The 2,012-nt window shown below is 47.4% G+C and carries 9 tRNA genes and 2 rRNA genes; all 11 read right to left on the bottom strand.

From position 1 onward, the window contains the following. Window positions 1–178: 178 nt before the first annotated feature. Window positions 179–254, bottom strand: a tRNA-Ala gene (locus WQ54_RS17565). A gap of 16 nt (window positions 255–270) precedes the next feature. Then, window positions 271–347 (bottom strand) — tRNA-Pro (locus WQ54_RS17570). Between the two features lie 107 nt (window positions 348–454). Continuing rightward, window positions 455–531, bottom strand: a tRNA-Arg gene (locus WQ54_RS17575). A gap of 19 nt (window positions 532–550) precedes the next feature. Beyond that, window positions 551–639: transfer RNA gene (locus tag WQ54_RS17580), tRNA-Leu, on the bottom strand. An 11-nt stretch (window positions 640–650) separates the two neighbouring features. Then, a tRNA-Gly gene (locus tag WQ54_RS17585) sits at window positions 651–722 on the bottom strand. Between the two features lie 10 nt (window positions 723–732). Next, window positions 733–818, bottom strand: a tRNA-Leu gene (locus tag WQ54_RS17590). Between the two features lie 13 nt (window positions 819–831). Then, window positions 832–907 (bottom strand) — tRNA-Lys (locus WQ54_RS17595). Window positions 908–926: 19 nt separating this feature from the next. Further along, window positions 927–1,002 (bottom strand) — tRNA-Thr (locus WQ54_RS17600). A 90-nt stretch (window positions 1,003–1,092) separates the two neighbouring features. After that, window positions 1,093–1,168, bottom strand: a tRNA-Val gene (locus WQ54_RS17605). A 7-nt stretch (window positions 1,169–1,175) separates the two neighbouring features. Beyond that, window positions 1,176–1,291 (bottom strand): 5S ribosomal RNA (gene rrf, locus WQ54_RS17610). A 152-nt stretch (window positions 1,292–1,443) separates the two neighbouring features. Beyond that, window positions 1,444–2,012: ribosomal RNA gene (locus tag WQ54_RS17615) — 23S ribosomal RNA — on the bottom strand; the annotation flags it as partial.

Consider the following 2,012-nt stretch of genomic DNA (forward strand, 5'->3'; position numbering starts at 1 on the left):
GGATCAAACTCTCCAATAAAGAGTTGATATAGCTCATAAAATGTACTAGTTTAGTACGTTGTTTTGTTAATCGAAATTAACGTTGGCACGCTTGGTTTTGTTTAGTTTTCAAAGATCATTTTTCAATGACAACTATATTAGAATATCAAATTCACATTATATTGTCAAGAAGTTTTTTTGGTGGAGCCTAGCGGGATCGAACCGCTGACCTCCTGCGTGCAAAGCAGGCGCTCTCCCAGCTGAGCTAAGGCCCCATAATCACTATAGAAATGGTCGGGAAGACAGGATTCGAACCTGCGACCCCTTGGTCCCAAACCAAGTGCTCTACCAAGCTGAGCTACTTCCCGAATTAAATATCAGATATGGGATGTGAGAGGTCAGAGATTACTAGCATCATCTTAAGCCAAAGCTTTCAATCTCAGTTCTGACTTCCTAATTCTCACTTCAAAGTATATGGCGCGCCCGAGAGGAGTCGAACCCCTAACCTTTTGATCCGTAGTCAAACGCTCTATCCAATTGAGCTACGGGCGCATTCTATTATATTTCTAATTGGTGCCGAGGACCGGAATCGAACCGGTACGGTAGTCACCTACCGCAGGATTTTAAGTCCTGTGCGTCTGCCAGTTCCGCCACCCCGGCACTTATTAAAGAGCGGAAGACGGGATTCGAACCCGCGACCCCCACCTTGGCAAGGTGGTGTTCTACCACTGAACTACTTCCGCATAATTTAAATGGTGCGGGTGAAGGGACTTGAACCCCCACGTCACAAGGACACTAGATCCTAAGTCTAGCGCGTCTGCCAATTCCGCCACACCCGCACGGTGTGTAAAATGGTGAGCCATGAAGGACTCGAACCTTCGACCCTCTGATTAAAAGTCAGATGCTCTACCAACTGAGCTAATGGCTCTTATTAATGGAATACTAAGTGGTGCCGGCGAGAGGACTTGAACCCCCAACCTACTGATTACAAGTCAGTTGCTCTACCAATTGAGCTACACCGGCGTACTAGATGTTAGAACTATAGAAGTACGATGTTGGAGAAGTTCATTAAAGATTTTACTAACCTCTAACTTCTCACATCTAATTTCTAAATGGTGGAGGATGACGGGATCGAACCGCCGACCCCCTGCTTGTAAGGCAGGTGCTCTCCCAGCTGAGCTAATCCTCCATTATAAACCTGGCAACGTCCTACTCTCACAGGGGGAGACCCCCAACTACCATCGGCGCTGAAGAGCTTAACTTCCGTGTTCGGCATGGGAACGGGTGTGACCTCTTCGCCATCGTCACCAGATAATTTTGTTATATGTCGTTTAAGAGCGACATATACTATTATATTAATTTTATACAAAAAATCAAGACGTTTTTTAAAGATTTTTTGAGGAAATATTCCTTCAAAACTAGATAACGATTATATAATTCATTTACTGAGCATACGCTTTTTTATTGGTTAAGTCCTCGATCGATTAGTATCAGTCAGCTCCACACGTCACCGCGCTTCCACCTCTAACCTATCAACCTGATCATCTTTCAGGGATCTTACGTTACAAAGTAACAGGGAAATCTCATCTTGAGGGGGGCTTCATGCTTAGATGCTTTCAGCACTTATCCCTTCCGCACATAGCTACCCAGCTATGCCTTTGGCAAGACAACTGGTACACCAGCGGTGCGTCCATCCCGGTCCTCTCGTACTAAGGACAGCTCCTCTCAAATTTCCTACGCCCACGACGGATAGGGACCGAACTGTCTCACGACGTTCTGAACCCAGCTCGCGTACCGCTTTAATGGGCGAACAGCCCAACCCTTGGGACCGACTACAGCCCCAGGATGCGATGAGCCGACATCGAGGTGCCAAACCTCCCCGTCGATGTGGACTCTTGGGGGAGATAAGCCTGTTATCCCCGGGGTAGCTTTTATCCGTTGAGCGATGGCCCTTCCATGCGGAACCACCGGATCACTAAGCCCGACTTTCGTCCCTGCTCGACTTGTAGGTCTCGCAGTCAAGCTCCCTTGTG

The sequence above is a fragment of the Bacillus sp. SA1-12 genome (assembly GCF_000981385.1).
In the GTDB taxonomy this organism is placed as follows: Bacteria; Bacillota; Bacilli; order Bacillales; family Bacillaceae; genus Metabacillus.